The organism is Leisingera aquaemixtae, from assembly GCF_019801145.1.
Classification (GTDB): domain Bacteria; phylum Pseudomonadota; class Alphaproteobacteria; order Rhodobacterales; family Rhodobacteraceae; genus Leisingera; species Leisingera aquaemixtae_A.
In genome coordinates, this window is sequence record NZ_JAHVJQ010000001.1 from 107993 (window position 1) to 133227 (window position 25235).

26 protein-coding genes are annotated in these 25235 nt (G+C 65.8%); 12 read left to right on the forward strand and 14 right to left on the reverse strand.

Annotated elements, in window-relative coordinates; translation table 11 throughout:
• Nucleotides 1-15: 15 nt before the first annotated feature.
• The 4 genes from KUW17_RS00525 to KUW17_RS00540 form a co-directional block, all read right to left on the reverse strand.
• A complete protein-coding gene (locus KUW17_RS00525) occupies nucleotides 16-1425 on the reverse strand; it encodes a calcium-binding protein (RefSeq protein WP_222475135.1) in 1410 nt (469 codons plus the stop codon).
• Nucleotides 1426-1557: 132 nt separating this feature from the next.
• Nucleotides 1558-2598, reverse strand: coding sequence for a dihydroorotase (gene pyrC / locus KUW17_RS00530; RefSeq protein WP_222475136.1), 1041 nt, complete (start codon nucleotides 2596-2598; stop codon nucleotides 1558-1560).
• 64 nt (nucleotides 2599-2662) lie between these two features.
• A complete protein-coding gene (locus KUW17_RS00535) occupies nucleotides 2663-3619 on the reverse strand; it encodes a phosphoadenosine phosphosulfate reductase (RefSeq protein WP_222475138.1) in 957 nt (318 codons plus the stop codon).
• 138 nt (nucleotides 3620-3757) lie between these two features.
• Nucleotides 3758-4819 carry a glycosyltransferase family 2 protein gene (locus KUW17_RS00540; RefSeq protein ID WP_222475139.1) on the reverse strand — a complete coding sequence of 354 codons (1062 nt, stop codon included), beginning with the start codon at nucleotides 4817-4819 and terminating at the stop codon, nucleotides 3758-3760.
• 217 nt (nucleotides 4820-5036) lie between these two features.
• On the opposite strand from KUW17_RS00540, the gene KUW17_RS00545 reads away from it, so the two are divergent.
• From KUW17_RS00545 to KUW17_RS00585, 9 genes are all read left to right on the forward strand, one after another.
• On the forward strand, nucleotides 5037-5942 hold the full coding sequence (locus tag KUW17_RS00545) for an AAA family ATPase (RefSeq protein ID WP_222475140.1): 906 nt from the start codon (nucleotides 5037-5039) through the stop codon (nucleotides 5940-5942).
• Between the two features lie 58 nt (nucleotides 5943-6000).
• Nucleotides 6001-7251, forward strand: coding sequence for a vWA domain-containing protein (locus KUW17_RS00550; RefSeq protein ID WP_222475141.1), 1251 nt, complete (start codon nucleotides 6001-6003; stop codon nucleotides 7249-7251).
• A 109-nt stretch (nucleotides 7252-7360) separates the two neighbouring features.
• Entirely contained in the window at nucleotides 7361-7912 is a 552-nt protein-coding gene (locus tag KUW17_RS00555; RefSeq protein WP_222475142.1) for a YeeE/YedE thiosulfate transporter family protein, read from the forward strand.
• Between the two features lie 3 nt (nucleotides 7913-7915).
• Complete coding sequence (locus KUW17_RS00560) at nucleotides 7916-8506, forward strand: DUF6691 family protein (protein WP_222475143.1); 591 nt, start codon at nucleotides 7916-7918, stop codon at nucleotides 8504-8506.
• A 145-nt stretch (nucleotides 8507-8651) separates the two neighbouring features.
• Nucleotides 8652-9632 (forward strand): XdhC family protein, encoded by a 981-nt coding sequence (locus KUW17_RS00565; RefSeq protein ID WP_222475144.1) that lies wholly within the window; start codon nucleotides 8652-8654, stop codon nucleotides 9630-9632.
• Complete coding sequence (locus KUW17_RS00570; protein WP_222475146.1) at nucleotides 9629-10630, forward strand: molybdopterin-binding protein; 1002 nt, start codon at nucleotides 9629-9631, stop codon at nucleotides 10628-10630. Before KUW17_RS00565 ends, KUW17_RS00570 begins: the two co-directional genes overlap by 4 nt.
• 162 nt (nucleotides 10631-10792) lie before the next feature.
• A complete protein-coding gene (locus tag KUW17_RS00575) occupies nucleotides 10793-11278 on the forward strand; it encodes a (2Fe-2S)-binding protein (protein WP_222475148.1) in 486 nt (161 codons plus the stop codon).
• Nucleotides 11279-11377: 99 nt separating this feature from the next.
• The gene (locus KUW17_RS00580) at nucleotides 11378-13741 is read left to right on the forward strand and encodes a xanthine dehydrogenase family protein molybdopterin-binding subunit (RefSeq protein WP_222475150.1); all 2364 of its coding nucleotides are present in this window, start codon (nucleotides 11378-11380) and stop codon (nucleotides 13739-13741) included.
• An 86-nt stretch (nucleotides 13742-13827) separates the two neighbouring features.
• Entirely contained in the window at nucleotides 13828-14616 is a 789-nt protein-coding gene (locus KUW17_RS00585; RefSeq protein WP_222475152.1) for an FAD binding domain-containing protein, read from the forward strand.
• Between the two features lie 136 nt (nucleotides 14617-14752).
• Here KUW17_RS00585 and infC read toward each other — a convergent pair whose 3' ends face one another.
• Nucleotides 14753-15301 carry a translation initiation factor IF-3 gene (gene infC / locus KUW17_RS00590; protein ID WP_222476253.1) on the reverse strand — a complete coding sequence of 183 codons (549 nt, stop codon included), beginning with the start codon at nucleotides 15299-15301 and terminating at the stop codon, nucleotides 14753-14755.
• Between the two features lie 370 nt (nucleotides 15302-15671).
• Here infC and KUW17_RS00595 point away from each other — a divergent pair, with 370 nt between their 5' ends.
• Nucleotides 15672-16211 carry a hypothetical protein gene (locus KUW17_RS00595; RefSeq protein WP_222475154.1) on the forward strand — a complete coding sequence of 180 codons (540 nt, stop codon included), beginning with the start codon at nucleotides 15672-15674 and terminating at the stop codon, nucleotides 16209-16211.
• A gap of 96 nt (nucleotides 16212-16307) precedes the next feature.
• On the opposite strand, the gene KUW17_RS00600 is transcribed toward KUW17_RS00595, so the two are convergent.
• The 7 genes from KUW17_RS00600 to cobA form a co-directional block, all read right to left on the reverse strand.
• The gene (locus tag KUW17_RS00600; RefSeq protein ID WP_226428710.1) at nucleotides 16308-16820 is read right to left on the reverse strand and encodes a hypothetical protein; all 513 of its coding nucleotides are present in this window, start codon (nucleotides 16818-16820) and stop codon (nucleotides 16308-16310) included.
• A 135-nt stretch (nucleotides 16821-16955) separates the two neighbouring features.
• Nucleotides 16956-17822, reverse strand: coding sequence for a ferredoxin--NADP reductase (locus tag KUW17_RS00605; protein ID WP_222475158.1), 867 nt, complete (start codon nucleotides 17820-17822; stop codon nucleotides 16956-16958).
• Nucleotides 17823-17966: 144 nt separating this feature from the next.
• Nucleotides 17967-18362: a DUF934 domain-containing protein gene (locus KUW17_RS00610; protein ID WP_222475160.1), complete on the reverse strand. Its 396-nt coding sequence runs from the start codon at nucleotides 18360-18362 to the stop codon at nucleotides 17967-17969.
• Nucleotides 18363-18367: 5 nt separating this feature from the next.
• Complete coding sequence (locus tag KUW17_RS00615) at nucleotides 18368-19129, reverse strand: phosphoadenylyl-sulfate reductase (protein WP_222475162.1); 762 nt, start codon at nucleotides 19127-19129, stop codon at nucleotides 18368-18370.
• A 4-nt stretch (nucleotides 19130-19133) separates the two neighbouring features.
• Nucleotides 19134-20798, reverse strand: coding sequence for a nitrite/sulfite reductase (locus tag KUW17_RS00620; protein WP_222475164.1), 1665 nt, complete (start codon nucleotides 20796-20798; stop codon nucleotides 19134-19136).
• A complete protein-coding gene (locus tag KUW17_RS00625) occupies nucleotides 20791-21099 on the reverse strand; it encodes a DUF2849 domain-containing protein (protein ID WP_222475167.1) in 309 nt (102 codons plus the stop codon). Before KUW17_RS00625 ends, KUW17_RS00620 begins: the two co-directional genes overlap by 8 nt.
• Nucleotides 21099-21854 (reverse strand): uroporphyrinogen-III C-methyltransferase, encoded by a 756-nt coding sequence (gene cobA / locus KUW17_RS00630; RefSeq protein ID WP_222476255.1) that lies wholly within the window; start codon nucleotides 21852-21854, stop codon nucleotides 21099-21101. The genes KUW17_RS00625 and cobA overlap by 1 nt, the downstream gene beginning before the upstream one ends.
• 210 nt (nucleotides 21855-22064) lie before the next feature.
• Between cobA and KUW17_RS00635 the strand changes: the two genes are divergently transcribed.
• Nucleotides 22065-22532 carry an Lrp/AsnC family transcriptional regulator gene (locus KUW17_RS00635; protein ID WP_222475168.1) on the forward strand — a complete coding sequence of 156 codons (468 nt, stop codon included), beginning with the start codon at nucleotides 22065-22067 and terminating at the stop codon, nucleotides 22530-22532.
• A gap of 55 nt (nucleotides 22533-22587) precedes the next feature.
• Here KUW17_RS00635 and KUW17_RS00640 read toward each other — a convergent pair whose 3' ends face one another.
• Nucleotides 22588-22830, reverse strand: a complete 243-nt coding sequence (locus tag KUW17_RS00640) for a hypothetical protein (RefSeq protein ID WP_222475170.1) — start codon at nucleotides 22828-22830, stop codon at nucleotides 22588-22590.
• A 144-nt stretch (nucleotides 22831-22974) separates the two neighbouring features.
• Between KUW17_RS00640 and KUW17_RS00645 the strand changes: the two genes are divergently transcribed.
• Nucleotides 22975-23883, forward strand: coding sequence for a LysR substrate-binding domain-containing protein (locus tag KUW17_RS00645; RefSeq protein WP_222475172.1), 909 nt, complete (start codon nucleotides 22975-22977; stop codon nucleotides 23881-23883).
• A 115-nt stretch (nucleotides 23884-23998) separates the two neighbouring features.
• On the opposite strand, the gene KUW17_RS00650 is transcribed toward KUW17_RS00645, so the two are convergent.
• Complete coding sequence (locus KUW17_RS00650; protein WP_222475174.1) at nucleotides 23999-25183, reverse strand: cytochrome P450; 1185 nt, start codon at nucleotides 25181-25183, stop codon at nucleotides 23999-24001.
• Between the last annotated feature and the right edge of the window lie 52 nt (nucleotides 25184-25235).

Here is a 25235-nt window from a genome sequence, read left to right on the forward strand (position 1 = left end):
CAGGAAGGGCGTTAATCAGAACAAAAAGTCGTTTGCCGACAGGTCGGCCATCGCGACCCCGTCCAAGGTGATCGTGTTGCCGTTGCCGTCGCTGATGACGGCATCGCCGTCGCCGTTCTCGGACAGGTGTTCGTCCGTCAGATCCTGAAAGGAGGTGATCTCTGCGATCTGCGACAGGACGATCTTCTCCTTGGTGCCGGCCGTCTGGAAGTCGGTAATGGTGTCGTTGCCGAAGCTGCCCTTGAAAATGAAGCGGTCTGCCATGCCGCCGCCGCTCAGGAGATCGTCGCCTGCGCCGCCGATCAGCTTGTCGCGGCCGCCGCCGCCGTTCAGCGTGTCGTTGCCCGCGCCGCCGTTCAGCACATCGTTGCCGGCGCCGCCAAGCAGCGTGTCGTTGCCGCCCAGCCCGTTCAGCGTGTCATTGCCGCTCAGGCCTTCCAGCTCATTGCGGCCGCCGTTGCCAGTGATGTTGTCGCCGAATTCCGACCCGCGCACATCCTCGAAATTGCGGAGGGTGTCACGGTCGCCGAACCCGTCGATAGCAAACCCCTTGTTCAGCTTGACAGTGACCCCTTCAGAGCCGCCGTAGCGGTCGTCGCGGTCGTAACGCACCTCGTCCCGGCCGCCGCCGCCGTTCAGCGTATCCTCGCCTTCCAGACCGCGGAAGATGTTGCGGCCGCCGTTGCCGATGAACTTGTCAGCATAAGCAGAGCCGCGGAGCATTTCGATTTTCACCAAGGTATCGGTATTCCCCCAGCCATCGGTCGCGGTTCCGGTCTTGAGGTTTGCGGTGACGCCATTGTCGTCCCAGGTGTAGGCGACCTGATCGAACCCGGTACCGCCCCGGTAGGTGTCAGCGCCGTCGGAGCTTACAAAGAAGTCATCGCCTGCACCGCCGTTGTAGACGTCATCCTCCGGGGTGCCGTAGAACTCGTCCTCCTGGGTGATTTCGACGCCCGGAATGGTGGACCAGGGAATATCGGCGCCTGGCCCGAAGTCGCCGGTCGGAACATCAAAGCTGTCGATGGAATCCGCAAAGTCCAGCCAATCCTGAAGAGTGTCCGGCTGCGGAAGCGCGGGCCCCTCGAGAACAAAGTAGAACTCGGTATCGGTGTCCGGTCCGGTTTTAAGGTTGAGGATCAGAACAACGCTGGTGCCCCCCGACCACTCGATCTCGGTGATCAGCGTCGATTCCTCAAGAATGGTGATGCTCGGGTCGTCCAGGTTGATGTCGTCAACTATCGCCTGGATGATATTGTCCGAAATGTCGATATGGGAAACGCCAGGGTCTTCTTCGCCTGTGATTGAGTAAGAAAAGGTTGCGGATCCGGACGGAACCGTAATTTCGGCGTCGGCCGGCCCGACCAAATCGTCGTTGCCGTTCACAAAGTCAACGCGCACGCCAGTGAATGTAAATGTCGTCATGTACTTGCCCCTTACTGGTATAAAGCCAGCTGCAACAGCTGGCGGAAATCAATGGCCCGAAGATTGCAAAGGGCCTCTGATTCCCAGCAAGGGACAAGGCAGATTTTCTTACCGGATGGTTAACAAGTGTTGCTATTCGGCACTCCAGTAGACGTCAAATCCCGGATCAAACACCGTCACCGGGCCGTCGCCGGTCTCGATCTTTTCCGGGAACGCCACCGGCGCGTCGCCCTTGGTCAGGGTCATTGCCTCAGCGTTCACCGGCAGGCCATAGAACGCCGGGCCATGTTCCGAGGCAAAGCCCGCCAGCTTGTCCAGCGCGCCTTCTTCCTCGAACACATGCGCCAGCAGGGACATGGTGTTGGTGGCGGTGAAACAGCCGGCGCAGCCGCAGGCGCTTTCCTTGTTGGGGTCGGTGTGCGGCGCCGAGTCGGTGCCGAGGAAATAGCGCACATCGCCCGAGGTCGCGGCGGCGCGCAGCGCCAGCCGGTGCTCTTCGCGCTTGGCCACCGGCAGGCAGTAGTAATGCGGCTTGATACCGCCGACCAGAATGTGGTTGCGGTTGATGATCAGATGGTGCGTGGTGATCGTCGCGCCCAGGTCCTTGTCCTGGCTGGCTACATACTCCGCGGCGTTTTTGGTGGTGATATGCTCCATCACCACCCGCAGGCCGGGGGTTGCCTTGCGGATCGGGTCCAGCACCCGGTCGATGAACACCGCCTCGCGGTCGAAGATGTCGATGTCGTGGTCGGTGACCTCGCCGTGGGTGCACAGCGGCAGGCCGATCTCGGCCATCTTCTCCAGCACCGGACGCACCTTGTCGAAATCGCGCACGCCGGAGGCGGAATTGGTGGTTGCGCCTGCGGGGTACAGCTTCACCGCTTTCACCAAGCCGGAGGCATGGGCCGCGGCGACGTCTTCGGGATCGGTGTCCTCGGTCAGGTAAAGCGTCATCAAGGGCTCAAACGCCATGCCGTCCGGCAGCGCTGCCAGAATCCGGTCGCGGTAGGCGGCGGCCTGGTCCCCGGTCACCACCGGCGGCACCAGGTTCGGCATGATGATGGCGCGGCCGAAATGGCGGGCGGTTTCGGGCAGCACGGCCTGCAGCATCGCGCCGTCGCGCAGATGCAGGTGCCAGTCGTCGGGGCGGGGGATGGTCAGCTCTCGGGTCATGCGCGTGCGTTAGCACATGGCGGCGGCGAAACAAAGCGGCGGATTGCGCCGGTTCCGCAGCTGGTCAGCGCTTGGGCGGAATCCGGAACTCGCCGCTTTCGGCGCGCTGCTCCAACTCCTGCAGGCGGCGGCGGAACCGCGGCGCCCGCATCCGCTCGGTCACGTTGCGGCACAGCAGCGCAACCAGGCAGCTGCGCTGTTCCCGCTCCAGCCGGCCCAGCAGGTTGCGCAGGTAAAAGGAGTTGTTGCGGCGGCTGCGGAACAGCTTGCTGAAGGCGGCGCTGCTCAGCCGGCCGCTGCCCGCCAGCGACAGGATGTGATAGAGCATCTCCATCTCGATCAGCCGGGTCTGCACCGCGTCGCCCATATAGGGCACCCGCAGCCGGGTCACGTTCTTGCGGGCAAACAGCGACGCATGCATGGCGTCCAGCTTCTCCTGCGGGTCATAGATCACATAGGCCTGGCCGGCTGCATCCACCATGTCCGGCGCATAGCCATAGCGGTCGGTGAAGGACAGGCGGCGCATCTCGGCAAAGCGGTCGTCCCATTCGGTCATCCGCGGGTCCAGTGTCGCCTGCGGCTGCACCGCGACCACGGTGGCGCCGGGCGCAGCCACCGAATAGGCCGCCGCCGCATAGCCGCAGGGGCCCGCGCCGTAGAAGATCACGTTGTCGAATTCGTCAAAGAAACCGTCGTCGATCAGCTGATCGAAAAACCCGTAGATCAGATCGTCGCGGAACCAGGTGTCGCCGTCGGAGATCACGCACATATGCGACCAGCCGAGGTTCTTCACCAGGTCGAATCCTAGGGGCTGCGCCTGGTCCGACAGGTTGTGAATGCCCTGAATGGTCTCAAACGTCACCAGGAGGGTATTGCCCTGGTCGATGAAGGTGGCGAAATGCTTGGCCCCCAGCGGCTGGTACATGCCATGCTCTTCCGCCAGCGCAGCCATACGGGCTTTCCACTGGGCCGGTTTCAGACCGGAGAGGTCCTCATCCAGATTTTCGAGTCCGTCCTGCATGACTGCCACCTTTGGTACCCCATACGCCTAGCGGCGCGTTTGTTAATTTACGGTTAGGAGACAAATAAGGCTAAAATTGGAAAAACTCAGGCCGCTTTACTGTCTCGCGGACTGCCGCCGGCGGGCAATTGCCGGCTCCTAACGCGCCTGCCTGCCGCCCTCAGCCGCCTGTCCCAGCAGTGCAAAACGGCGCATCTGCGCGCCCTGTGCCGCATCCAGCGGGCGCGCAGGCGGCGTCATCATGAGCCGGGTGAACAGCGCCCGGTTTTCCTCCGCCAGCATCAGCTCCCGGAACCGCGCCTTGCGCCAGGCCACCGCCTCCCGGTGCAGCCGGGACAGCTCAGCATCTGCTATCAGCTCTGCCTTCAGCGCGCCGCGCGGGGCGGCATAGCGGGCAATCGATCGGTCCTCGCAGGTGCCGTAATTCCGCTCCACCCAGTAGTCCATGCCCAGCCCCGCCTGCCGGTTGACCCTGCCGCGGTCGGCCTTCACCACATAGCTTTCCATCGCACCCAGCGGATAGTGGTTCAGCTGCGCCAGCCGCGTGTTTGGCTGGCCGTAATCGGAAAACAGCCGCTTGGTCTTGAAGGCCCCGCCCAGTTCGCGCCCCTCGCAGTCGAACCAGCGATAGCCCTCCAGCCGCGCCTTGTCCTTCACACTGCGGGGCCGGTGCACGCCGCATTTCCCATAGGTGCCGTCATTGCGGTACAGCGTCTTGAACATCACCGCCCGCCAGGGCCAGTGGATCACCTCCGGCGCGCAGCGGGTGAACTGCTCCGTGACCGGACGGTCCTCATACGCCGCCACGCCGCCATTGCCGAACAGCCGCCACGTCAGGGTGATGGCATCCGCCTGCGGCAGCGCCGCCAGCAGGTCCGCCACCGTGCCATCGCCGGTCTTGATGCAGGGAAACTCGTCGATATCCGCGGCCAGCACCCAGTCGGCGGCCTTCATCAGCGGGTGCTTGTCCGCCATCTTCAGCGCGGTGAACTGGATGCCCTCGCCGCCATAGGGGCCGTCGTTGCGCACATGCGCCAGCTGCCCCATCGTTTCCAGACGGTCCAGCATCATATCCGTGCCGTCCTGGCAATCGTTGGAAAACACCAGGAAATCCGTGAACCCCGCCGCCCGGTAATGGGCCAGCCATTCCAGCAGAAAGGCGCCCTCGTTGCGCACGCAAAGGATGGCCAGCACCCGCATCTTTACACCTGCCCGCCGGGCAGTGCTGCCAATCGCTGCAGCCTGTAGGGTGTCTTGCTCATGCCTCGGCCTTCTTTGCTTTGCCGCCAGTCTTACCCGAAGGCGGCGGCGATACAAACCCTCCCGCGCCGCATCCGGGCCGCAGCGTCGCAGGCACCCGCCGCTTGACCGATACGCCCGCCCGTGGCCTGTTGGGCGGGGCAAGGGGAGGCTTCAGATGCAGGCACAATCCATCGAACAGGTTCAGGAACTGCTCTCAGCCCAGGGCTATGTCTGCGGCCGGGCGCTGGCCACCGTGGTGTTCCTGTCGCTGAAACTCGGCCGCCCGCTGTTCCTGGAGGGCGAGGCCGGCACCGGCAAGACCGAGATCGCCAAGGCGCTGGCCGCGGGCCTCGGCCGCCGCCTGATCCGGCTGCAATGCTACGAGGGCCTGGATGCCGCCAGCGCGGTCTATGAATGGAACTTCGCCGCCCAGATGGTGGCGATCCGCACTGCAGAGGCCGCGGGCAGCGCCGACCGCGCTGCGTTGCAGAACGAACTGTTTTCCGCAGATTACCTGATCGAACGGCCGCTGCTGCAGGCGATGCGCCCCGACGAGCACGGCGCCCCCGTCCTGCTGATCGACGAGCTGGACCGCACCGATGAACCGTTCGAGGCCTTTCTGCTGGAGGCGCTTAGCGACTTCCAGGTGACGATCCCCGAACTTGGCACCATCCAGGCACCGGAGCCGCCGATTGTCATCCTCACCTCCAACCGCACGCGGGAGGTGCACGACGCGCTGAAGCGCCGCTGCCTCTACCACTGGGTCGACTACCCGGACTTCACCCGCGAGGTCGAAATCCTGAACGCCCGCGCGCCGGAGGCCAGCACACAGCTCAGCCGCGAGATCGTCGCCTTCGTGCAGGCGTTGCGCACTGAGGATCTGTTCAAGAAACCGGGAGTCGCCGAAACCATCGACTGGGCCAATTGCCTACTGGCGCTCGACGTCATCGCCCTCAGCCCCGAGGTGATCGCCGACACCTTGGGCGCGATCCTCAAATACCAGGACGACATCGCCCGGCTGCACGGCTCCGAGGCCAAGCGCATCCTTGATGAAGCCAAGGCCAGCCTGGACGCGGCCTGATGCTTCATCTTTCCCAAAATACTCCGGGGGTATGGGGGCAGCGCCCCCATGAGCACTAGTGCCTGACTACCCGCCGCTCACCCTGCCGGACAATCCCAAGCTGCTCCGCAACATCACCCACTTCGCCCGCGCCCTGCGCAAGGCCGGGCTGCCGGTCGGCCCGGGCCGGGTGCTGGATGCGGTGCGGGCAGTTGCTGCCGCAGGCTTCACCAGCCGTCAGGATTTCTACTGGGCTTTGCACGCCTGTTTCGTCACCAAGCCGGAGCAGCGCACCGTGTTCGCCCAGGTGTTCCGCCTGTTCTGGCGCGACCCCAGGTACCTTGAGCACATGATGGCCGCGATGCTGCCCGCTATCCGCGGCGTGCAGGAGGAGCGGCCCGCCAAGCCCGCCGAAAAACGCGCGGCAGAGGCGCTGCTGGACGGCATGCTGGCACAGCCGGACATCCCCGGGGAGGAGCCGGACGGCACCGAAATAGACATCGACGCCTCCCGCACCGCCTCGGCAGAGGAACGCCTGAAAACCCTCGATTTCGAGCAGATGAGCACGGCGGAGGTTGCCGCCGCCAAGCGCATCCTGTCTCAGCTGAAACTGCCGGTGACGCCGATCCAGTCCCGCCGCCTGATGGCCGCAAAACGCGGGCAGCGGGCGGACTGGCGCAAAACCTTACGCAATGCCGCGCGGCAGGGCGGCGACCTGCAGCAGATCGCCCGCGCCAGGCGCCGCATCCGCTGGCCCAACCTGGTGGTGCTCTGCGACATTTCCGGCTCGATGAGCCAGTACAGCCGCATCATCCTGCATTTCCTGCACGCAGCCGCCAATGCCAAGGGGCAGGGCTGGGCGCGGGTGCACGGCTTCACCTTCGGCACCCGCCTGACCAACATCACCCGCCACCTGGCGCAGCGCGATGTGGACGCCGCGCTGGCCGCAGCGGGGGCAGAGGCGCAGGACTGGGAGGGCGGCACGCGGATCGGCGACTGCCTGCACGCCTTCAACCGCGACTGGTCGCGGCGGGTGATGGGGCAGGGCGCGGTGGTGCTCTTGATCACCGACGGGCTGGACCGCGGCGACCCGGCGGGCCTTGCGCGCGAGATGCAGCGCCTGCAGCTCTCCTCCCGCCGCCTGATCTGGCTGAACCCCTTGCTGCGCTGGGACGGCTTTGCCCCCAAGGCGCAGGGCATCCGCGCCATGCTGCCCTATACCGACAGCTTCCGCGCCGGCCACTCCATCGCCTCGTTGCAGGATCTGGCCCAGGTGATTTCCAGCCCCTCGGATGCGGGCGAGAAGGCCCGGCTGATGGCGCTGCTCTGAGCGCCGCCTTACAAATTCACTAAAATGAATGTGATTTGATCTGTGTCAATTCGCACTCCGCCCGGCAATGTATTCTGGAACGTGAATATGATGCGCGAAAGGAGTGATTATGCCTTTGAATTGGAAAACCGGCGGGCTGCTGCTGGGGCTGGTGTTCTTCCTGGCTGTCTGGCTCGTCAAACCCATCGGGGTGTCGACGCAGTTTGTCATCCTCGACGGAATCCTTTGGGATGCGGTGAACCCGGAACTGGTGACGCAGACCGCGGACGGATACACCTCGACCAATGACTATCTGGCGAAATCGGGCGGCAAATATGCCAAGTCCGTCGCCGACCCGCTGAACTACAGCTTTGTCTTCGTGCTGGCGATGGCGCTGGGCGGGCTGGTGTCTGCCAGGCTGCGCGGCGGCATTGCGCGGGCGGACCGCAGCGTGCACGCCCTGTGGCGCGCCAATTTCGGGGACAGCCCGGTGAAACGCTACGCCGCGGCCTTCCTCGGCGGCTTCATCGTGCTCTACGGCGCCCGGCTGGCGGGCGGCTGCACCTCCGGCCACATGATGTCCGGCATGATGCAGACCGCGCTGTCCGGCTACATCTTCGCCGCCGGTGCCTTTGTCGCCGCCATCCCCGTCTCGCTGCTGCTGTTCAAGAAGGAGGCCTGAGCCATGACAACCATCCTATTGGCAATTGTGATCGGCGCCGCCTTTGGCGCAGTGCTGGACCGGATCGGGGCGTCCAACCCCGCCTATATCGGCAAGATGCTGAACCTCACCAACCTGAACCTGGCCAAGGCCATCCTGCTGGCGATCGGCACCGGCTCGGTGCTGATGTTCGGCGGCCAGGCGGCAGGGCTGGTGGACGTCGGGCACATGTCGGTCAAGGCAGCCTATGCCGGTGTCTTCCTTGGCGGTCTGCTGCTGGGGGCGGGCTGGGCGCTGGCGGGCTACTGCCCCGGCACCGGCGTGGTCGCCGCCGCATCGGGGCGCATAGACGCGCTGTTCTTCATCGCCGGCGGGCTGCTGGGCGCGGCTGCCTATATGGTCACATACCCGGCGTGGAAGGCCAGCGGCCTCCTGGACAGCATCGCAGGCGGCAAGGTGACCCTGGGCGCGGTGCCAGGCGCCGAATACGAGGGGCTGACGGCGCTGCCCGGCGATCTTCTGGGTATTTTCCTCGGCCTCTGCTTTATCGCCCTGGCCTTTGCCCTGCCGGAACGGCTGGTGCCGCAGAAAGCGGCTGCGCAGCCTGCGGCATAAGCTGCGCAAGGGGCAGAGGGGAGCGCCCGCCTGGGGGGATGGCGGGCGCTTTCCTGTGCCGCACAGGCGGTTCCGGCTTGAAACTTGCCCTGCCAGCGCCGAGGTTTGAAGGCAGAGGCCGTCAAGGCGCTGGGAGAGACGCGAGATGCAGCACACCGACCAATTCGAGCACGCGCCGGAAACCGCGCTGGACTGGCACCGCGCAGGCACTGGCGCTGCACTGGCGACGGTGGTGCAGACCTGGGGCTCCGCCCCGCGCCGGGCCGGGTCGCAGCTGGTGGTTTCCGGGGATGGCAGGATCGAGGGCTCGGTCTCCGGCGGCTGTGTCGAAGGCGCGGTGGTGGTCGAGGCGCTGGAGGCGCTGGAAGACGGCAAGCACCGGCTCTTGGAATTCGGCGTCAGCGACGAGGACGCCTTTGCCGTCGGCCTGGCGTGCGGAGGCACCATCAAGGTGCTGGTGGAACCGGTCGGCACCGCGCTGCCTGCAGACCTGCTGGAAGAGCTGGTTGAGGCCCGCGCCAGCCGCGCCCCTGTTGCCTATGAGGTGAATCTGGCAACCGGCGCGCGCCGCCTGGCCCGCGCCGGGTACCCGGACCGGATCCGTCTGGACCGCTCCGGGCTGGAGGAGGACGGCAAGACCTTCGTCGCCGTGCACAACCCGCCCTTGCGGCTGGTCTGCGTCGGCGCGGTCCACATCACCCAGGCGCTGGTGCCGATGACGCGGATTGCCGGCTACGACCCGGTGATCATCGACCCGCGCGCAGCCTTCGCCTCGTCTGAGCGGTTCCCCGGCGAGACGCTGATGGACGACTGGCCGGACGAGGCGGTCCAGAAGCTCGGTCTCGACAGCCGCACCGCGCTGGTGCTGCTGACCCATGACCCGAAACTGGACGACCCGGCCCTGCAGGCGGCGCTGGCGGCGGATGTGTTCTACATTGGCGCGCTGGGCAGCAAGAAAACCCATGCCGCCCGCGTCGCAAGGATGCAGGAGGCGGGCTTCACCGAGACGCAGATCAACCGCATCCACGGCCCCATCGGCCTGGATATCGGCGCCGCCAGCCCGGCGGAAATCGCCGTCTCGATCCTCGCGGAAATGACCGCCGTTTTGCGTGGCAAGCAGCCATGAGGTTCGGCCCGGTTCCCCTGAAGGACGCCGCGGGCGCCATCCTCGCGCATTCGCTGCAGGGCGCCAGCCGCAAGATCGCCAAGGGCACGGTGCTGAGCGGTGAAGACCTTGCGGACCTTTCTGCCGCGGGCCATGAGACACTGACCGTTGCCCGGCTCGACCCCGCGGACATGCACGAGGATGCCGCGGCGGAGGCACTGGCCAAGGCGCTGGTGCCGGACCCGTCCGCCCAGGGCATCCGCATCTCCGGCGCTGGCACCGGACGGGTGAACCTCTATGCAACGGGCGCCGGTCTAGTGCGGCTGGACCGGGACAAGCTGGAGGGGGTCAACGCGGTCGATCCGATGATCACCGTCGCCACCGTGCCGGACTATCACCGGGCGGATGCGGACGGCATGCTGGCAACGATCAAGATCATCTCCTATGGCGTCGCCGCCGACGCCGTCCGCCGCGCCAGCGACGGGGCGGGGGACGCGATCCGGGTGCTGCCGCCGGTCCTTTCCTCCGCCACGCTGATCGAAACACAGGTGAGCGAACAGACGCCTTCGGACAAGGGCCGCGCCGCGATGGCAGGGCGGCTGCACCGGTTGGGGCTCAGCCTGTCGCCGCGGGTGGTGGTGCCGCACCGCGAGGATGCGCTGGCCGAGGCCATTGCAAACGCGCCGGGGCAGCTGGTGCTGGTGCTGACCGGCTCTGCCACTTCCGACACCCATGACGTGGCGCCGGAGGCGCTGCGCAGCGCAGGCGGCACGGTGACCCGCTTCGGAATGCCGGTTGACCCCGGCAACCTGCTGTTCCTGGGCGCATACGAGGACAAGCCGGTGATCGGCCTGCCGGGCTGCGCCCGCTCTCCGGCCCTCAATGGCGCCGACTGGGTGCTGGAGCGGGTGATCTGCGGACTGCCAGTCAGCTCCGCCGATATTGCCGCCATGGGCGTCGGCGGGCTGTTGAAGGAAATCCCCACCCGGCCGATGCCGCGCCGCGATGCAGAAGGCTGATGCCGCAGCGCGGCGCGTGAAATATGACGCAAGGTCACAACCATAGGTGAGCCCTGCTGACGCGAATTTGCGCTGCAGCCCCGCCGGAAAACACTTCGCGGATCGGGGTCCCCGTGCTTAACTCCCCTCAGCCAGACAAGAACAAGCTAAAGGGAGGGTACTATGGCCAAGGTCTCCATGACCGTGAACGGCAAGGCTGCCAGCGGCGACGTTGAAGGGCGCACGCTGCTGTCATCATTCCTGCGCGACAGCCTGGGGCTCACCGGCACCCATGTGGGCTGCGACACCAGCCAATGCGGCGCCTGCGTGGTGCATGTGGATGGCAAGGCGGTGAAGGCCTGCACCATGCTGGCGCTGGAGGCCGAAGGGGCGGAGGTCGCCACCATCGAAGGCCAGGCCAATGCCGACGGCTCGCTGAACAACATCCAGCAGGCATTCCAGGACCACCACGGGCTGCAATGCGGCTTCTGCACGCCGGGCATGGTGATGTCGGCGGCAGCGCTTTTGAAGGACAACCCCAAGCCCACCGAGGCGGAGATCCGCGACTACCTTGAGGGCAACCTGTGCCGCTGCACCGGCTACCACAATATCGTCAAGGCGATCATGGCGGCCTCGGGGCAGGATGTTTCCTCCATCGCGGCGGAATAATTTGCGACGGCCCAGGCCGGATGCGGCCTGAAACGGACAAGGAGAATTTGACCAAGAGGTGCGCCAGAGGCAGCACCCTCCAGGGAGGAAAGATCAGACATGCCCAAGGACCAAGGCATCGGCGCCAGCCCCAAGCGGCGCGAGGACGTGCGGTTCCTGACAGGAGCCGGGAATTACACCGACGACATCAACGTGAACGGCCAGGCCTACGTGCATTTCCTGCGCGCGGATGTGGCCCATGCAACCATCAATTCCATCGACACATCTGCAGCGGCTGAAATGCCCGGCGTGGTGAAGATCTTCACCGGCGCCGATTTCGCTGAGGTGGGCGGCATTCCCTGCGGCTGGGGCGTCACCGACCGCCACGGCAATCCGCAGCAGGAGCCGCGCCATCCGATTATCGCGCATGATACTATCCGCCATGTGGGCGAGATCGTCGCCGCGGTGGTGGCCGACACGCTGGAACAGGCCCGCGATGCGGCGGAAGCCATCGAGTTTAGCCTCAGCGACAAGCCTGCGGTGGTCGATATGGCGGCTGCGCTCGCGGAAGATGCCACCAAGGTGCATGAGGATCTGACCTCAAACCTCTGTTATGACTGGGTGTTCGGCAACCCCGACGACGATGCGGTGCAGGCGGCCTTTGACAGCGCCGCGCATGTGACCACGCTGGAGCTGGTCAACAACCGCCTGGTCGCCAACCCGATGGAGCCGCGCGTGGCCATCGGCGACTACAGCCGCGCAACGGATGAATACACGCTGCACACCACCAGCCAGAACCCGCATGTGATCCGCCTTTTGATGTGCGCCTTTGTGCTGGGCCTGCCGGAGCACAAGGTGCGGGTGATCGCGCCGGATGTGGGCGGCGGCTTCGGCTCCAAGATCTTCCACTATGCCGAGGAAGCCTTCTGCACCTTCGCCGCCAAGGCCTGCGGGCGGGCGGTGAAATGGACCTCCACCCGGGCAGAGGCGTTCATCTCCGATGCCCATGGCCGCGACCACGTGACGAAGATCGAACTGGCGCTGGATGGCGACAACAACTTCACCGCGCTGCGCACCAATACGATGGCCAATATGGGCGCGTATCTCTCGACCTTCTCCACCTCGGTGCCCAGCTACCTGCACGGCACCCTGATGGCGGGGAACTACAAGACGCCCATCGTGCAGGTGAACGTCAAAACCGTTTTCACCAACACGGTGCCGGTCGATGCCTACCGCGGCGCGGGTCGGCCGGAGGCGACGTTCCAGCTGGAGCGGGTGATCGACAAGGCCGCGCGCGAGCTTGGCGCCGACCCGATTGCGCTGCGCCGCCAGAACTTCATCACCGAGTTCCCCTATGAAACCCCGGTGGCGCTGACCTATGACACCGGCGATTACGTGGCGACGATGGACAAGCTGGAGCAGGTCGCCGATGTGGCAGGCTTCGCCGCCCGCCGCGCCGAAAGCGAGAAGAACGGCAAGCTGCGCGGCTTTGGCATCAACTGCTATATCGAGGCCTGCGGCATCGCCCCCTCCAACATCGTCGGCATGCTGGGCGCCCGTGCAGGGCTTTATGATGCGGCCACGGTGCGGGTGAACGCCACCGGCTCCATCAGTGTGATGGTCGGCGCGCATGCGCACGGGCAGGGGCATGAAACCACCTTCCCGCAGGTCGTTGCGGATATGATCGGCATCGACGAAAGCATGGTCGATATCGTGCATGGCGACACCGGGCGGGTGCCGTTCGGGATGGGCACCTACGGGTCGCGCTCCATCGCGGTCTGCGGCTCGGCCATGGTGCGGGCAACCGAGAAGATCATCGCCAAGGCCAAGAAGATCGCCGCCCATCTGATGGAGGCCTCCGACGCCGACATCGAGCTGAAGGACGGCCAGTTCACTGTTGCGGGCACCGACAAGTCGGTGGCCTGGGGCGATGTCTGCCTGACCGCCTACGTCCCGCACAACTACCCGCTGGAGGAGCTGGAGCCGGGGCTGGAGGAGACCGCGTTCTACGACCCCGCCAACTTCACCTATCCGGCCGGCGCCTATGCCTGCGAGGTGGAGGTGGATCCCGACACCGGCAAGGTCAGCATCGAGCGGTTCTCGGCCGCCGATGACTTCGGCAATATCATCAACCCGATGATCGTTGACGGCCAGGTGCATGGCGGACTGGGACAGGGCATCGGCCAGGCGCTCTTGGAAAACGCCGCCTATGACGAAGACGGCCAGCTGCTGTCGGCCTCCTTCATGGATTACGCCATGCCCCGGGCCGATGACGTGCCGTTCTACCAGGTGGATCATTCCTGCCAGACGCCCTGCACCCACAACCCGCTGGGGGTGAAGGGCTGCGGCGAGGCCGGCGCCATCGGCTCGCCGCCGGCGGTGGTCAACGCGGTGATCGACGCGCTGCAGTCGGGCGGCAAGAACGTCACCCATATCGACATGCCGCTGTCGCCTGCGCGGGTCTGGGCAGCGATGAACGGGTAAGGGCTCATGGGGGCGCTGCCCCCATACCCCCGGAGTATTTTCGGAAAGATGAAAGCCGGCGGGCCGGTTTTCAGAAAGGATACGAAATGTATGAATTCGAATTCGAGAAGCCCTCAACCGTCGCCGAGGCCGTGGCTGCGCTGGCGGACGAGGACGCGCAGGCGCTGGGCGGCGGGCAGACGCTGATCCCGACGCTGAAGCAGCGGCTTGCGATGCCGTCGAAACTGGTCTCCCTCACCGCCATTCCCCAGCTGAAGGAGCTGAGCGACAACGGCGGCATGCTGACCATTGGCGGCGCCGTCACCCATGCCGAAGTGGCCGAAGCCGCGGCAGCCAGTTACCCGGCGCTGGCGGATCTGGCCGGCCATATCGGCGACCCTGCGGTCAGGAACCGCGGCACCATCGGCGGCTCGCTGGCCAACAACGACCCGGCCGCCTGCTATCCGGCGGCGGCGCTCGGCAGCGGTGCGACCATCGTCACCAACACCCGGGAAATCCCGTCGGACGAGTATTTCCAGGGGCTGTTCGACACCGCGCTGAACGAAGGCGAAATCATCACCGCGGTGCGCTTCCCGGTGCCGGAGAAGGCGAATTACCAGAAGTTCCTGCAGCCTGCCTCGCGCTTTGCGCTGGTGGGCGTGTTTGTTGCGAAATATGCGGCGGGCGTGCGGGTGGCGGTCACCGGAGCGTCAGAGGAGGGCGTGTTCCGCTGGCGCGAGGCCGAGGCGGCGCTGGATGCAAGCTTTGCGCCGGACGCGCTGGACGGCCTCAGCGTGGACGCGGGCGGCATGATCGGCGACCTGCACGGCTCCAAGGAGTACCGCGCCCATCTGGTTGGGGTGATGGCCAAGCGGGCAGTGGCGGCCGCGGGCTGACACCGCCCGGCAGGTGTAGTGCAGCAGGCGGCGGGCTCCGGCGCCTGTTTTCTTTTGTGCGCGGCCGCGCAAGCCACAGAAAAGCCCCGCAGGCGGCGGCCTGCGGGGCTGTCTCCGGCACCAGTGGTGCGCGGGCTTATTTCTTGGCGAGCGGCCCGATCATCATGATCATCTGGCGGCCTTCCATCTTCGGCATGTTCTCGACCTTGCCGATTTCCTTGATGTCCTCGGCGACCCGCTCCAGCAGTTCGCGGCCCAGGTTCTGGTGCGCCATCTCGCGGCCGCGGAAGCGCAGGGTGACCTTCACCTTGTCGCCGTTTTCTAGGAACTTGACCACATTGCGCATCTTCACGTCGTAGTCATGGGTGTCCGTGTTGGGGCGGAACTTGACCTCTTTGACCTCGATGATCTTCTGCTTCTTGCGGGCTTCGCTCTCGCGCTTCTGCTGTTCGTACTTGAACTTGCCGAAGTCCATGATCTTGCACACGGGCGGGGTGGCGTTGGGCGAGATTTCAACCAGATCAAGTCCGGCCTCAGCCGCCATGTCCATGGCCTTGGCCGGGTGCACAACCCCGACGTTTTCGCCATCGGCGCCGATCAGGCGGATTTCGGGGGCGCGGATTTTTTCGTTGACGCGCGGGCCGGTGTCTCGTTGCGGCGGCGCGTTATGAGGTCTGCGGGCTATGACTGCGATCCTTCTGTCATTGCAAAAAGTGCGGGAACGCTACTGCCCCCGCGCGTGTGATTCAAGCGTTATGGGCGGTATGGCGGCAGGAAAGCCGCATTTCAAGGCCGCATGTTGCAAATGGCCCTGAAAACGGCGGCAGGTTCGGCGCGGGCGTCGCTTCAAAGCTGCGGCGCAACAGCCTGAAAAGGCCCGATTGCGGCGGCCTTCCGCCAGTTTCGCGCGGACCGGCGGCAGCGGGCCGCCCGTGACGCGCATGGCGCAAACTTCCCCCTTGAGCCGCGGCTCCCGCATCGCCATCTGGCAGGGCAGATGCCGCGACAGGAGCGGCCCCGGCCTGCCGCAGGCCGGCAGGAGCAAGGAGAGGATTATGAAACAGTTGTTGATCGTGCTGGGGCTGGGTGCCGCAGCGGTGGTCGCCTACCTGCTGGTGGCCGGCCAGGAGGCGCAGGAGCCCGCCCCGGCGGAGACGCCTGCAGTGCAGGAAGAGCAGAGCAGCACCGCGCCGGAAACCGCGGAAGAACCGGCTGCAGCGCCGGCGGAAGAGGCGGCGCAGGACGCGGCTGAGGCCGTGGAAGAGGCGATCGAATCCGGGGCCGAGGCCGCAGGCGCCGCGGTTGAGGCGGCTCAGGATGCAGTGAACGAGGCCGCCGGTGCGGTCTCGGAAACCGTGGGCGACGCGCTTGACGGTGCTGCTGAAGCGGCCGGAGAGGCCTCCGGCACCGCAGCAGATGCGGCAGCCACTGCAGTTGACAGCGCTGCGGACACCGCCGCGGGCGCGGCTGACGCCACCCAGGATGCTGCCAGCGAGGCGCTGGACAGCGCAACCACCACGGCCGAGGAACTGCTGAACCAGAGCGGTGCCGGCGAAACCGGCGCTGCTGACGAGTCCGCAACCGCGAGCGACTGATAGCGGTCGCTGAAGGTGCAGAAAAAGAAGAGGCGGCCGGGAGTTCCCGGCCGCCTTATTTTGTTTCAAGGGGGCTGTGCGGCCGACAGGGGCCGGTCAGTTCGGCCGCGCCTGCGCCTGCTGCGCCAGGCGTGCCATGTGGTCCACCGGCGGCTGGGCTGCGGGCCGCTCCTGCGGCGGCTGCGGCATCAGGAACGCCAGGAAGCTTTCCCAGCCGGCGCTGCTGCCGCCCTGCTTGCGGGCGCGCTGGATCTGCAGCTGCGCCACCGCAATCAGGTCCAGCTGCCGGCTGCCGTCATAGGCGCTGCCGGACAGGCCCGACAGGTGGCTGCGGAACCGTTCGCCCATAGAATTCAGCAGCAGCATCGGCGCGGTCATCGGGTGGCCTGCCTGCACCAGCGCGTCGAACATCCGGTCGATGTCCTGCGGCCCCATGGCGCGCAAGTCGAACCCTGCCTTGATGGCGGCAATCTTTTCCGGGGTCGAGGGCTGCACCTGGCCGGGGCGGTTCTGGAAACTGGCAACCGCCGCATTGATGCGGGCCTTGCCTGCCTCGCTTCTGACGGACTGGAAAACGGGGGACTGCCCGGAGGCCGTTTCATTGTGCATCTGCTGCTGCTCCATTCTGGATCTCAGCAACCGGGATACCGATTCATCCCCAACAAATGATAAACGGGAGGCGGCAGCCTCCCGTCAAAACGGTGTCAAAATTCGGGCAGCCCGCCGGGGCGGGGCGGCGCCGGATCAGTCCAGGAACGCCTTCTCGACCACGAAATGCGCGGGCTTGGAGTTGGCGCCTTCCTCAAGGCCGTAGGTGTTCTCGAACAGGTCCTTGAGCTCCAGGTTGAAGGCCAGGTTGCCGCAGATCATCGCCCGGTCGCTTTCCGGGTTCAGCGGCGGCACGCCGAGATCCGCAAACGCCTCGCCGGAGCGCATCAGGTCGGTGATGCGGCCCATCTTGGGGCTCTCCTCGCGGGTGGTGGTCGGGTAGTACTTGATCTTCTTCCAGAAGCCTTCGCCGATCACCTCGTTCAGCAGCTCGTCGTCCTTCAGGCTCTCGATCAGTTCACGGCCATAGGTCAGCTCGCCTGCTTCGCGGCAGGTGTGGGTGATGATCACCTCGTCGAATTTCTCATAGGTTTCCGGCTCGCGCAGCAGCGAGGCGAAGGGCGCAAAGCCGGTGCCGGTGGCAAAGAACCAGATCCGCTTGCCCGGAACCAGCGCGTCATGCACCAGGGTGCCGACCGGCTTGGGGCGCAGGATGATCTCGTCGCCTTCCTTGATGTGCTGCAGCTTGGAGGTCAGCGGGCCGTCCTGCACCTTGATCGAGTAGAATTCCATTTCCTCGTCCCAGGAGGGGGAGGCGATGGAATAGGCGCGCAAGAGCGGCTTTTGCTTGCCGGTCTTGGGGTCCGGGTCGCCCATCAGGCCGATCATCACGAACTCGCCGGAGCGGAAGCGCAGGCTGGCGGGGCGGGTGCAGCGGAAGGAAAACAGCCGGTCGGTCCAGTGTTTCACTTGGGTGACGGTCTGGGCGTCGGGCAGGGCCGGCACCGCTTTGGCCGGTTTCAGATCGGTTGCAGTGTCGGTCACGGGTGTCATCTCATTCATCGGTTCCACTGCCGGAGGAGTAGCCGGCACCTCTGATTAGTCTTTGATACAGGTCAGGAAAACCCCCTGTTTTGCGAAACCGGCCCCGCGCAGGACGCAACGGAACCGGTTTCAGGGAGTATCCCGGGTTCGGAGCGGGCTGGCTCAGCGGGCAGCGGTGCTGCCGCGCAGGCGGGCCTGATAGCTGTGGTCCTTCCAGTTGGCGCGGGCCAGCCACTGGTCCTCGGGCTGGCGGGCGGCCAGATCGTCGCTCAGCTCCACCTCGTCAAAGCCGGAGCGGCGGGCCATAGCGTACTGGTCGGCGATCACATGGCCGAAGGCGCGCAGGCGGCCCTCGAAACCCTTCAGCCGCAGCTGCCGGGCCAGGGTGAAGCCGCGGCCGTCCGCAAAGCTGGGGAACTGCACCCGCACCAGCTCGACGCCGTCCAGCGACACATCATTGAGGCTGGCGTCCGAGGCCAGCTCCAGCACGTTGGCGCCGTCAAAGCCGCCGGTCCAGTCATCGGGGGCAAAGCCCGTGTCGGTCACGATAACAGTCATCTCACTCACGCTCCTGTGCGTACGAATTTGCCATCCACCACGTGGATGCCGCATTCTTCCTTGTTTTCACCGCGCCAGCGCCCGGCACGGGGGTCTTCGCCTTCCTTGACCGGGCTGGTGCAGGGCGCGCAGCCGATCGAGGGATAGCCCTTGGCCACCAGCGGATGGCGGGGCAGGCGGTTTTCATCCATATAGACGCGCACGTCCTCGGGCGCCCAGTGGGCCAGCGGGTTGATCTTGAGCCGCCCGGTGCCGTCCTCGACCTCGAAGAATTCGAGAGCGGCACGGGTGCCGGACTGGAACCGCTTGCGGCCGGTGATCCAGCCGTCGTAGCCGTCCAGCGCCTTCTGCAGCGGGACGGTCTTGCGCAGGGTGCAGCAGGCATCCTTGTCGCTGAACCGCAGCGCCCCGTAGGGGTCCTTCTCGGCGATGTCATCGGCGCGGATAATGCGCACATTGCGCAGGCCCAGCCGCTCGCTCACCTCCTGCTGATAGATCAGCGTTTCGGTGAACAGCAGTTCGGTGTCCACGAATACCACCGGCGTCATCGGGTCGATGATCGCGGCCATATGCAGGAGCACCACGGATTCCGCGCCGAAAGAGGAGACCAGGGCGATGTGCCCTGCGTCCCGCAATGCGCCCTCCATCACCGAGGTGGCCGAGTGGTGGCGGTAGCGCGCATTGAGCGCTTCCGCCTTGGCGGCCAGCTCCCGGTCCCGGAGAATGTCAGCTTCTCCGGCGGGCCTATTTCCGGCTGGTTGGAACATCAGATCAGGCGACCTTTTTCTGAGCCTCGGGGTACAGTGCTGCCTTGAACGGCTCCATGCCGATCCGGCGGTAGGTTTCGAGGAAGGTTTCCTCGGCGCTTTCACGCTGGGCCATGTAGACCTCGACGATGCGCTCCACGGCGGGAACGATTTCGTCATAGGCAAAGCCGGGGCCGGTGCGGGTGCCGATGGCAGCCGTCTCGGTGGCGTCGCCGCCCAGGGTGATCTGGTAGTTTTCAACACCAGCGCGGTCCAGGCCCAGGATGCCGATATGGGCAACATGGTGGTGGCCGCAGGCGTTGATGCAGCCCGAGATCTTGATCTGCAGATGGCCGATGTCGTGCTCCATCTTCAGCTCGTCAAAGCGGGTTGCGATCTCTTGCGCCACCGGGATCGAGCGGGCGGTCGCCAGCGCGCAGTAGTCCATGCCCGGGCAGGCAATGATGTCCGAGATCAGGCCGATGTTGGCGGTGGCCAGGCCGTTTGCCTTCAGAGCCGCGTGGATTGCCGGCAGGTCGTTCTTGTGGACATGCGGCAGGATCACGTTCTGCTGGTGGCTGATGCGCAGCTCGCCATAGGCGTACTGTTCGGCCAGGTCGGCCATCACCCGCATCTGCTCAGCCGTCGCGTCGCCCGGGGTCTGCCCGTGCGCCTTGATCGAGATGGTGGCGATGGCGTGGCCTTCGGCGCGGTGCTCGGCCAGGTTGGTGTCGGCCCAGGCGCGGAACACCGGGTCGTTTGCATAGGCCGCGTCGAACGCTTCGGTGGAACCGGAGCGGAACTCCGGCGCCTTGAAATGCTCCTTGATCTCGGCCAGCAGCGCCTGGTCGGTGCCGTCGAACTGGCCGCGCAGGGCGAGGAAGGCTTCCTCCACCTTGGCGCGGATGGTGTCGATGCCGTTTTCCTGCACGGTGATCTTGATGCGCGCCTTGTACTTGTTGTCGCGGCGGCCCAGCACGTTGTAGACGCTGAGGATCGCTTCCAGGTAGGGCAGCAGGTCTGCCTGCGGCAGGAACTCGCGCAGCACCTTGCCGACCAGCGGGGTGCGGCCCAGGCCGCCGCCGACGACAACCTCGAAACCGATTTCACCGTCGCGCTCGACCATGCGCAGGCCGACGTCATGCGCCTTGGTCACGGCGCGGTCGTTGGGGCTGCCGGTGATGGCGATCTTGAACTTGCGGCCCAGGAACTGGAACTCCGGGTGGTCGGTGGACCACTGGCGGATCAGCTCTGCATAGGGGCGGGGGTCGGTCAGCTCATCCGCGGCGGCACCGGCGAAATGGTCAGCGGTGGTGTTGCGGATGGTGTTGCCCGAGGTCTGGATCGCGTGCAGGCCGGCCTCGCCCAGCGCATCCAGCATCTCCGGGATGTCGCGCAGCTTGGGCCAGTTGTACTGGATGTTCTGGCGGGTGGTGAAATGGCCATAGCCCTTGTCCCACTTTTCGGCCAGCAGCGCCAGGGTGCGCATCTGGTGCGGGTTCAGGGTGCCATAGGGGATCGCGACCCGCAGCATATAGGCGTGCAGCTGCAGGTAGACGCCGTTCATCAGGCGCAGCGGCTTGAATTCGTCCTCGGTGAGGGAGCCGTCGATGCGGCGCTCGACCTGGGCGCGGAACTGGGCGTTGCGTTCGGCCAGGAAGGCTTCGTCAAACTCGTTGTACTTATACATTGGCTTGCGCCTCCTGCTTGCCATGGAAGTAGTTCGAGGGGCCGGTGCGGCGGAATTCCTCGCGGAAGTGGGTCGGCTCGGGGCCGTTCGGGCCTGCCTTGGCGTCGGCCAGATAGGCGCCGACGATGCGGATGTTCTGCTTCTCCGCTTCGATCAGGCGCAGCTGGGCTTCGGCCTCATCGGTGATCAGCTCGGCCTCGGACAGGTTCCGGGTCCAGCCGTTGTCAGCGGTGAAATAGATCACGTCGCCTTCCAGCAGGTCGTTGGCGGTGATGACTTTGGGCGTAAAGGCGCGGGCCATTATGCAAGCTCCGTTTTGAGATCGTTCAGGGCTGCCGCCGCCTGGCGCGGGGCAAGACCCAGGAATGTGAGGGCAGGGCCGCTGAAACCGGCCGCATCCAGGTCGGCGGGCAGGCGGTCCAATGTGGTTTCCAGCACCCGCTGTTCGGGGCGCGAGGCGTTTTCGACAATGGTCACCGGCGTTGCGCGGTCGGCGCCGTGCATGATCAGGCGGCCTTGCACGAAGCGGGCGGATTTCTTGCCCATGTAGACCGCGGCAACCTCGCCCGGGCGCGCCAGCGCCGCCCAGTCGTGATCGGCAAAGCCGGTCATCGCGTGGCCGGTCAGGAACCGCACTGCGGTGTTGCGGCCACGCTGGGTCAGGCTCTGGCCGATGGCGGCGGCAGCGGCTGACGCTGCGGTGATGCCGGGAATGATGCTGTAGATGATGCCGGCTTCCTCGCAGGCGCTCAGCTCCTCATCCAGCCGGGCAAAGACCGCCGGGTCGCCGCCCTTGAGGCGCAGCACCTTCTTGCCGTCCTTGGCCAGCTCCACCAGCCGGGCGTTGATGTCGGCCTGGGAGACCTGGGCGCCAAAGCCTTCCTTGCCGGCGTCTTCCAGCACTGCCTGCGGGCCCGCCAGCGCCAGGATCTCTGCGCTGACCAGGCGGTCATGCAGGATCACGTCGGCGGTCTGCAGGGCGCGCAGGGCTTTCAGGGTCAGGAGCTCTGCATCGCCGGGGCCGGAACCGGCAAAGGTCACCTGGCCCGCAACCATACAGTCCATGCTGCCACGGACGTGAGTGGCGGCATTGGCAGCATGTGTCGATGGTGCGGACATTCCTGTACCCTCTGCGGTGTGTTTGACTTGAGGGTAGATATAGGAAATATTCCCGGTATTGCGCTATATGGGCGCGGAAATAAGAACATTGGTTTTGCCGTGGCGGGACATCGGGCCGATTGGTCCTCACAAAAGGAGAAAACAGGAATGACGGTGCGGATCGACGGCACGGACCGGAAAATTCTGGCTGAACTGCAGCGCGACGCCAGCCAGTCGCTGGATGAAATAGCCCGCCGGGTGGGGTCTTCCAAGACCCCGGTGTGGAATCGAATCCGCAAGCTGAAGGAGGCCGGGGTGATCGGCCAGCAGACAGTGCTGCTGGACCCAGAGGCGCTGGGGTTCGAGGCCTGTTTCTTTGTCCTCATCCGGACCTCGGAGCATGAGGCGGAATGGCAGGCCAAGTTCCTGAAGGCGCTGCAGGAACGCCCGGAGGTGCAGGAGGCGCACCGGCTGGCGGGCGACATCGACTATATCCTGAAGGTGCGGGTGCAGAACGCGCGCGCCTACGACGTGTTCTATCAGGCGCTGATTTCCGAGGTGAAGGTGCACAATGTGACCGCGCTTCTGTCGATGGAGGAGATCAAGTCGACCACCATGCTGCCGCTGGACAGCTGAAAGCGCGCGCCGGCTTCCTTCGCGGAGCCGGCGGCAGGCCGGCGTTTCTGATCAGTCAAAGCGGCGGGCGCAGCAGCAGCTGCCGCCCGTCCTTCAGCCGCCAGGGGGATGTCTCCCCGCCGGAGGCCGCCGGCATGACCCCAATATCTGCCAGCAAATGCGGGGATATCTCCGTCAGCCGCTCCAGCTCGTCGCGCGGCACCAGCACCGCCGTGGGGGCAGCCAGGCGGTGAGGTTCAGCTTTTCTCGGCCATGGAAAACCCGCAAGCAGGCGCAACAGGCCGCGGGGCGGAGACATGGGGCGCTGAGTATTTGCGTTTTCGAACTTGGCAATCATGGGTATTCCTCCGTTCTGGCTGTTGAGAAATACGGCCGCAGGGGGCTTGCGCGCAAACCAGTTAATCTCCACCATGGATCAGGAAAACTGACCCATGGTGATCTGATGCGCCTGCCGCCCCTCAACGCCTTGCGCGCCTTTGAGGCCGCTGCCCGCCACCAGGGCTTCATCGCTGCCGCGGAGGAGCTGTTCGTGACGCGCGGCGCCATCAGCCGCCAGGTGAAGATCCTGGAGGACCACATCGGCGTGCAGCTGTTCCACCGCAATGCCCGCGGGGTGGAGCTGACGATGGCGGGCCAGCGGCTTTACCCGGTGCTGACCGAGGCCTTTGCGAGGATGCTGCGCGAGGTGGAGCAGATCGCGGCGGATGCCTCGGAGCTGCGGGTGATCTGCCCGCCGACCCTGTCGATCCGCTGGCTGCTGCCGCAGCTGGAGCAGTTCCGCGCCGCGCATCCCGAGATCAAGCTGCGGCTGACCACCGACTTCTACGGCAGCAAGGGGTTCGAGGGGGCGGAATACGATCTTGGCATTTCCCTGCAGAACCGGCTGGGGCGGCCGCCGGACATTGAGGTGCTGCCGCTGTTCGAGATGATCCTGGCCCCGGCCTGCGCCCCGTCGCTGCTGCCGGCGCTGGCCGCTGGCCCGGCGGCGCTGGCGTCCCAGCGGCTGCTGCATGAAAGCCCGCGGCGCAGCGACTGGGCCACCTGGGTGCAGCATTTCGGGGTGGAGCAGGCGGACCCGCGCGGCGGCGAGGTGTTTCCGAACCTCGATATGGCGACCCGCGCCGCGGTGATGGGGGCCGGTGTGGTGATGGCGGATCTTGTCCTGTGCCACGAGGAACTGGCCCGCGGCGATCTGGTGCTGCCGTTCCCGGACATGACCTGCGGCACCCCGGACGGCGCCTATGCGCTGATCGGAGAGCGGCAGAAATGGCATGACCCCAAGGTGGCCGCCTTCCGGGAGTGGCTGCTGAGCGGCCCCTGCATGGCGGCGCTGTCCGCCCTGCCGGAGTAAAGTCCGGGCCGGGCGGGACGGGGCGAGGGCGAAAGGGGGCGCTGCCCCCTCGGCGCTGACGCGCCTCACCCCCGGAGTATTTCGCCAAAGGTGAAAAAGGGGAGCGCCCCGGTTGCTAGGTGCGGGCGACCATCAGCCGCGAGAGACCGTGGAAGTGGTAGGTGTTTGAGTATTCAGGCTCCGCCGCCAGTTTCAGCCCCGGGCAGCGGTCGAACAGGATCGGCAGGGCGATCTGCATTTCCAGCCGCGCCAGCGGCGCGCCGACGCAAAAATGCAGGCCGCCGCCGAAGCTTTTGTTCACCTTGGGCGGGCGTGTGGGGTCGAACGTATCCGCATCGTCCAGCGCCGATGCGTCGCGGTTGGCGGCGCCCAGCAGCAAGGCCACCTGGTCACCGCGCTGGAAGGTGTGGCCGAACACCTCTGCCTCCTCGTAGGCGTAGCGGGTGAACAGATGAACCGGCGGGTCAAAACGCAGGATTTCCTCCACCAGCCGCTCGATCCCTTCCGGTGCCAGCCACTCCGGCTGCCAGCCCTGCTGCAGCATGGTCTTCACGCCGTTGCCCAGCGAATGCACCGTGGCCTCATGGCCGGCGTTCAGCAGCAGGATGCAGGTGCCGATCAGCTCGTCGGTGGAGAGTTTGTCGCCTTCTTCCTCGGCTGCGATCAGCCGGGTGATCAGATCGTCCCGCGGGTCGCTGCGGCGGCTGTCAATGTAGCCGCGCAGGAAGTCCGTGAACTCCTGGGCCGCCTGCGCTGCGGTGTGTTCTGTCGCCTCTGTGCGCGCGGCCTGATACATTGCCACGATCTTGTGCGACCAATCCACCAGATTGGCGCCCATCTCTTCCGGCACACCCAGCAGGCGGCAGATGGTCACGACCGGAACCTGGGTGCAATAGGCCTCCAGCAGGTCGAAGGGCCGGTCTGGAAAGGCGTCGATCAGCTGGTGGCACAAGTCCCTGATCCCCGGCTCCAGCGCCGCGATTCCGCGAGTAGTGAAAGCGTGCAGCACCAGGCGGCGCAGGCGGGTGTGCCGGGGCGGCTCGGCATCCAGCATCGAATGCGCCTCAACCGCCAGGAAGGGGGCCAGGTGGGCGGGGCCGGGCTTGCGCAGCTCTTCCGGCACCTCGCGGCCGAAGCGGCGGTCGCGCAGCAGCATGTGCACGGCGGAATGGCCAAAGGCAGCAACCATGCCGTAGTCCTGCCAGTGGTGCAGCTGGCCCTGTTCCCGGGCAGCGGCATAAAAGGAGTAGGGGTCCTGCACGAAGGCCGGATCGGTGGGGGATTGGTTTAAAATCTTCATACACTGGTTTTTGCCGCTGCATCTGGTCAATGCAAGGGGCGCTTTGATAACG